Annotated in this window: 7 protein-coding genes; 3 read left to right on the top strand and 4 right to left on the bottom strand. The window is 67.8% G+C overall.

Annotation, left to right across the window (positions count from 1 at the left end; translation table 11 throughout):
* Nucleotides 1-148: 148 nt before the first annotated feature.
* A complete protein-coding gene (locus tag VFG33_RS35730; RefSeq protein WP_325057450.1) occupies nucleotides 149-646 on the bottom strand; it encodes a DUF6328 family protein in 498 nt (165 codons plus the stop codon).
* A gap of 117 nt (nucleotides 647-763) precedes the next feature.
* Nucleotides 764-967 (bottom strand): cold-shock protein, encoded by a 204-nt coding sequence (locus tag VFG33_RS35725; RefSeq protein WP_325057449.1) that lies wholly within the window; start codon nucleotides 965-967, stop codon nucleotides 764-766.
* 483 nt (nucleotides 968-1,450) lie between these two features.
* On the opposite strand from VFG33_RS35725, the gene VFG33_RS35720 reads away from it, so the two are divergent.
* The gene (locus VFG33_RS35720; protein WP_325057448.1) at nucleotides 1,451-1,732 is read left to right on the top strand and encodes a protealysin inhibitor emfourin; all 282 of its coding nucleotides are present in this window, start codon (nucleotides 1,451-1,453) and stop codon (nucleotides 1,730-1,732) included.
* Between the two features lie 21 nt (nucleotides 1,733-1,753).
* Here the strand turns inward: VFG33_RS35720 and VFG33_RS35715 are convergent, their stop codons facing one another.
* Complete coding sequence (locus tag VFG33_RS35715) at nucleotides 1,754-3,361, bottom strand: beta-N-acetylhexosaminidase (RefSeq protein ID WP_325057447.1); 1,608 nt, start codon at nucleotides 3,359-3,361, stop codon at nucleotides 1,754-1,756.
* A 59-nt stretch (nucleotides 3,362-3,420) separates the two neighbouring features.
* Nucleotides 3,421-4,194: a fructosamine kinase family protein gene (locus VFG33_RS35710; protein WP_325057446.1), complete on the bottom strand. Its 774-nt coding sequence runs from the start codon at nucleotides 4,192-4,194 to the stop codon at nucleotides 3,421-3,423.
* 127 nt (nucleotides 4,195-4,321) lie between these two features.
* Here VFG33_RS35710 and VFG33_RS35705 point away from each other — a divergent pair, with 127 nt between their 5' ends.
* Both VFG33_RS35705 and VFG33_RS35700 read left to right on the top strand, forming a co-directional pair.
* Complete coding sequence (locus VFG33_RS35705) at nucleotides 4,322-4,738, top strand: VOC family protein (RefSeq protein ID WP_325057445.1); 417 nt, start codon at nucleotides 4,322-4,324, stop codon at nucleotides 4,736-4,738.
* 129 nt (nucleotides 4,739-4,867) lie between these two features.
* A partial coding sequence (locus tag VFG33_RS35700) for a discoidin domain-containing protein (RefSeq protein WP_325057444.1) occupies nucleotides 4,868-5,955 on the top strand: 1,088 nt, incomplete at its 3' end.

The raw sequence follows: 5,955 nt of genomic DNA, 5'->3' as shown, positions 1-5,955 counted from the left end.
CGGTACTCGTTGAGCACCGTAGGCGCCTTCGAGGACGTGGTCGGCCGGGCGGCCGAGTTGGGCTTCACCGACGTGATCACCCACTGGCCGCGGGCTGAGGGCCCCTATGCGGGCAGCGAGGACGTGCTGGAGCAGGTCGCCGCCGAGGTCATTCCGCGGTTGCGCTAGTACGGCGTACGAAGGCCGGCAGCACGTACCAGAAGCCGATGAACCAGGCGAGCACGACCGCGACGATCACGAGCGCCACCGGGCGGGACGTGACCACGTCGATCGCCAGCAGCAGGCCGCCGCTGATCGCCAGCACCAGGAACACCATGCCGCCGCTGGCCATCCGGCCGGCGATCGGGATCATCCGGTCCCGCAGCCTCCGCTGGAAGACGATCCGGTGGAAGGACACCGGCGCGAGGAAGAGGCCCATCGCGAGCGCGGTCGCGATCAGGGTGCCGGCGAACACGTCGTGGGTGAAGGTGTCGGCGTCCTGGAACCGGTTCGTGAAGGCGATGCTGAGCATGAAGGCGAACAGGATCTGGGTACCGGTCTGGGCCAGTCGCAGCTCCTGCAGCAGTTCGTTCCACTGCCGGTCGAGGCGCTCACCCTCGTCCTCGTCCCGCCGGGTATAGCGGTCGGGTCGGATCTGCTCGGTCATCGGTCTCCTCGGTGGCGGTGGCCTACCGGTACCCCCGGTGCCGGAAGTGCGAACGGGCCGCACACCAAGCGGTGTACGGCCCGTTCTTTTTCGGTTCTTGAAGGAGTGATCCTCAGATCACAGCGGACGGATGTTCTCCGCCTGCAGGCCCTTCTGTCCCTGGGTGATCTCGAACTCCACCCGCTGGTTCTCGTCCAGCGAGCGGAAGCCCGAGGTCTGGATGGCCGAGTAGTGCGCGAACACGTCCGCGCCACCGTCATCCGGGGTGATGAAGCCGAAGCCCTTGTCAGCGTTGAACCACTTGACAGTACCGACAGCCATTTGTGTCTATCTCCTTGATGGCTTGTAACAAACCGCGACCCACACCTCATGAGCCACGTGTCGCCGAAAGGCCCCAGATAGACAGAACCGGCCATGCAGCACAGCGAAAGTCAATGGGAGTCCAAAACTGCAACGCGACAACTGTAGCCGATCTGGGGCCTTGCGGAAGGGGTGACCAGGAACACGTGTCGCCCAAAGTCGCAGCCCGCCACGCTCCGTGATCGTTGCCCAGGGCCCGCTCGCACGGGGTCACGGACCGGCCCGGCCAGGCCCGAAGACAACGAAATCCACGCCGACCTGCTGTTTCGTCTCCGGGCCCGGTTGTGCGCAACGGTTCCGGGCACCGACAAGGAAGGACAAAACGCCCTGTACGCCGGGTAATGGCGCGGCCGGTGTGGTGAACTCGCTCGGCGTGTCGCGCAGACCTGGACATCGGCGCGGGGAGCCGCGAAGGTTTGGTACGACGTCGGCTGGAGGCCCACCTTGTTCCTCAAAGTGACCCGCACCGGCGGCTTCGCCGGCCTGAAGGCGAACGGCGAACTCGACACCTCGGCGCAGCCGGATACCGAACGCCTCGAGCAGGTTGTCAGCGGTCTCGACCAGTCCCGCCTCGGCACCGGCCAGCCCAGGCCGGACCGCTACATCTACCGCCTCGAGGTGCGGGACGACGCGGACGACCAGCCGGCCCGGCTCACGATCACCGTCGCCGAGCAGGACCTGGACGAAACCACCGCCTGGCTCCTGGACCGGGTCCTCCAGTCCTAGGAGCGCAGGCGGCGGAACAGCTCAACGCCAGTTGATCTCCGGGGCGCGGTAGAAGTTCACGCTGAGAGCGTCCCAGCGAGAGCCCTGCGCACCGAGGCGATCCTTGTAGGCGGTCCAATCGAGCGCGGAGGCCTGCGACCAGCCGAGCTCGGCGATCCCCGGCAGCCGCGGGAACGCCATGTACTCGAGCTTGTCCAGGTCGTCCAGCGTCTCGGTCCAGATCGGCGCCTCGACCCCGGCGATCGCGCTCTCCGGCAGGTTCGGGATCAGCGTGGACGGGTTCCAGTCGTACGCCGTCTGCACGCTGACCAGACCGGCCCAGTCCTGCCCGTACGGGGTGCTCTCGTCGTACTTCATGTCCAGGTAGGCCCGGTTGGCCGGTGACATGACGACCTTGGCGTTCTGGGCCGCTGCCTTGCGGGCCAGCTCTTGCGAGCGCGCGTCGTCAGTACCCCAGTACTGCGCGATGCTGCCCGCCGGCAGTGGGGTCTCGGCGATCTCCTGCCATCCCATCACCCGCTTGTTCTGCTGGGTGACGAGTGCGGCCGCCTTCGGGACGAAGGTGAGGTAGTCCGAGTGCGGTGTGGAGTGTGCCTCGTCGCCGCCGAGGTGGAGGATGTCGCCCGGGTTCTGCTCGGCTACCTCGCGGAACACGTCGCCCAGGAAGTCGTAGGTGACCTCCTTGCCGACGCAGAGCGAGCTGAAGCCGACCTCGGTTCCGGTGTAGAGCGGCGGAGCCACGTTGTCGCAGTTCAGTTCGGCGTACGACGCCAGCGCGGCGTTCGTGTGACCAGGGGTGTCGATCTCGGGGATCACCGTGAGGTAGTGGTCAGCGGCGTACCGGATGATCTCGGCGAACTCCGCCTTGCTGTACGAGCCGCCGGGTGTGCCGCCGACCTCCAGGCTTGCCCCGTACGTCGTGAGCCGTGGCCAGCTGTCCACCTGGATCCGCCAGCCCTGGTCGTCGGCCAGGTGCAGATGCAGCTTGTTCAGCTTGTAGAGCGAGATGAGATCGATGTAGCGCTTCACCTCCGCCACGGAGAAGAAGTGCCGGGACACGTCGAGCATGGCGCCGCGATACCCGAACCGCGGGGAGTCGGCGATCGTAGTACCGGCGATGGTCCACGGGCCGGCCTGGCGGGTCGCAGCGTCGGCCTTGGCCGGCAGTAGCTGGCGCAGTGTGCTCACGCCGCGGAACAGGCCTTCCGGCGTGGCTGCTGTGATGCTCAGGCCCGAGCGGTCGGCGCGCAGTTGGTATCCCTCTGCGCCGAGTGAGGCAGGGCCCTTGCTGGACAGCTTGAGGGTGGTCAGGCCAGGCAGTACCGGGGTCACCGGCAGCGGGTAGCCCGTAGAACGCCGTAGCTGTGTCGTGAGCTGGTCGGCGATCTTCTTGGCAGCACGGCGCTCACTGACGTCCGAGTCGACGCCGACGATCGTCCACGGCTGCAGGGTGAAGCTCTGGCCGGGCAGCGCGCGCTGTGAGGTCGGCTTCGGGATGAGTGCGGATGGTGTCGTTGCCTGCGGCTGAGCCGTGGCGGGGGCGGGTACGAGTAGAGGCGTCGCTAGCAGGGCGGCAGTGAGGAGGCCGGCGAGCGAGACCTTGCGACCGGGGCGGGCAAGTCTTCTCATGACCGGAAGTGTTCGTCTGCACACTGGATGAGTCAAGATCATTCAGACAACTTCCTGCATTAGTCGTACTTGCGGGCCATCGCCAGGGCTCGGGGGACATAGCTGGCGCCGAACATCACCGTGTGCGTCAGCAGTGGATGCAGCCGGTGCAGACCGACCCGGTCGCGCCAGCCGTCCGCGAGGCGGTGAGCCTCGTCGTAGGCGCGTAGTACGCGCTCTAGTTGCGGCATGCCGAACAGGCCGAGCATCGCCAGGTCGGTCTCGCGATGCCCGCCGTGCGCCGCCGGGTCGATCAGGTGGACGCCGTCGGCACACCAGACCACGTTGCCCGACCAGAGATCGCCGTGGATCCGGCACGGGCGCTCCGCCGGGTCGTCGTACGCGCCGCTCTCGAGCTTGCGGCAGAGCCCCTCGAACACATCTAGCTCATGCCCATCGATGGTGCCTTGGTCGTACGCCGCTCGCAGGTACGGGCGGATCCGCAGGTTCGAGTAGAACTCGCCCCAGGCCTTGGTCGAGTGCAGCGCGTGCGGCAGTTCGATCGTGCCGATGTAGCCGTCCGCGGACCACCCGTCAGGCGGTACGCCGAAGTGGTGCGCGCCGGCGTCGTGCATGACGGCCAGGCGCCGGCCGAGCTCGTCAGCGGCCGAACCGGTCGGTGGCACGGTCTCCAGCCGGGGGGTCGCCATGTGCGTGGGGGAGACGTCCAGGGGTGGAACCACCGGGACGCCACCGGGCACGGCCAGCCAGCGCAGGCCGGCGGCCTCGACCTCGAAGAAGCCAGGCGGTGCGTCGTGCCTCTCCTTGACGAAGGCCTCGGGCGGGACGCTCATGACGGGCACTCTGCCAGGTCGCATCCGGCTGACCAGTCAACAAGGCGTGTCGAAAGATGCGAACTGTCGGTCCGACCTGACAGTGTTGGCGGCCGGATCGTAAACAACCACGGAAGTTGGGGAACAGATGACGCAGGTGGCAGAGCAGCCGGGCACCAGTGCCGGGCGGCTCGGCTCGGTGGTGCTGGACTGTCCGGACCCGCTCGAGCTTGCCCGGTTCTACTCGACGCTGTTCGGTCTGGAGATCGACGAGCACGGTGACGACGACTGGCGGAGCCTCAGCGGCCCCGGGTCGACGCTCGGCTTCGCGACACTGGCCTTCCGGCGCTCGGAGGACTACGTTCCAGCGACCTGGCCGGGGGCTGAAGACAACCAGTTGCATCTCGACCTGATCGTCGAGGACCTGGCCAGCGGCCACGCGACCGTGGTCGCCCTCGGCGCCGAGCCCCTCGACCCGGTCGATGCCCCACCAGCGCAGAGTGCCCGCGGCTGGCGCGTCTATGCCGACCCGGCCGGCCATCCCTTCCGCATCTGCCTGGAGTAGCCGACCGGAAGTTCCGGAACCAGGCTCGGGGAACGTTCCCTTGACAGCCGGGGCGAGGCGGGTCACGCTCTGGGAGAGCGCTCTCTCCTCCAGGAATTCTCCGCCCCGTCTCTCCTGATTGGTTCCCCCATGCTCAGACATCCGTCGGCCGGAGCACGCTCTCCGGCGATCTTCCGTCGTCCCCTGACCCTGCTCTCGGCCGGAGTTCTGCTGGCCGCGGCGTTCGTGGTCGCACCGCCCGGCACTGGTGATGCCGGCGCGGTCGCGACCCGCGCGGCGGCCTGCGGCAGCACCAATGTCGCGCAAGGAAAAACGGCCACCGCTTCCTCGACCGAGAACGCCGGCCTGCCCGCGAGCGCCGCTGTCGACGGGAACGCGGGCACCAGGTGGGCGAGCGCCTTCTCGGATCCCCAGTGGATCCAGGTCGATCTGGGGTCCACCCAGCCGGTCTGCCAGGTCGTGCTGACCTGGGAGGCGGCGTACGGGCGGGCCTTCCGGATCGAGGTCTCGGGCAACGCGTCCACTTGGACCCAGCTCTACTCGACCACCACCGGCCCCGGGGGAACGCAGACCCTCGACGTCACCGGCAACGGCCGCTACCTCCGCATCACCGGCACGCAGCGCGCCACGGGGTACGGCTACTCACTCTGGGAGGTCGCCGTGCGCACCACCGACGGCGGTGCCGGTCCGGTCGTGCCGCCGACCGATCCCCGCAATCCCGACTTCGGCCCGAACGTCGACGTCTTCAGCCCGACCAGCAACCAGACGGAGATGCAGAACCGCATCAACGCGATCTCCGCGCAGCAGCACACCAACCAGTTCGGCACCCAGCGCTACGCGACCTTGTTCAAGCCCGGCACCTACAACGCCGACGTCAACCTCGGCTTCTACACCCAGGTCGCCGGACTGGGACTCTCCCCGGACGACGTGAACCTCAACGGCCATGTCCGGGTGGAAGCAGACTGGCTGCAGCAGGGCGACGACCCGAACAACAAGGGCAACGCCACGCAGAACTTCTGGCGTTCCGCCGAGAACCTGGGCGTGACCGTGCCGGCCGGGCAGATCGAGCGATGGGCGGTCTCGCAGGCGGCGCCGTACCGGCGGATGCATCTGAAGGGCGCCGTCGAGATGCAACTGTGGAACGGGTACGACGGCTGGGCCAGCGGCGGTCTGTTCGCTGACACCAAGATCGACAGCACCGTCGTCTCCGGCTCGCA

The organism is Kribbella sp., assembly GCF_035687465.1.
Lineage (GTDB): Bacteria > Actinomycetota > Actinomycetes > Propionibacteriales > Kribbellaceae > Kribbella.
This window is presented reverse-complemented; position numbering and strand designations above follow the sequence as displayed.

What these genes read in the sequence shown, in the direction of transcription:
- VFG33_RS35705 (WP_325057445.1), top strand. Translation starts at nt 4,322, where the DNA reads ATGACGCAGGTGGCAGAGCAGCCGGGCACCAGTGCCGGGCGGCTCGGC.
- VFG33_RS35715 (WP_325057447.1), bottom strand. Translation starts at nt 3,361, where the DNA reads ATGAGAAGACTTGCCCGCCCCGGTCGCAAGGTCTCGCTCGCCGGCCTC.
- VFG33_RS35725 (WP_325057449.1), bottom strand. Translation starts at nt 967, where the DNA reads ATGGCTGTCGGTACTGTCAAGTGGTTCAACGCTGACAAGGGCTTCGGC.
- VFG33_RS35710 (WP_325057446.1), bottom strand. Translation starts at nt 4,194, where the DNA reads ATGAGCGTCCCGCCCGAGGCCTTCGTCAAGGAGAGGCACGACGCACCG.
- VFG33_RS35730 (WP_325057450.1), bottom strand. Translation starts at nt 646, where the DNA reads ATGACCGAGCAGATCCGACCCGACCGCTATACCCGGCGGGACGAGGAC.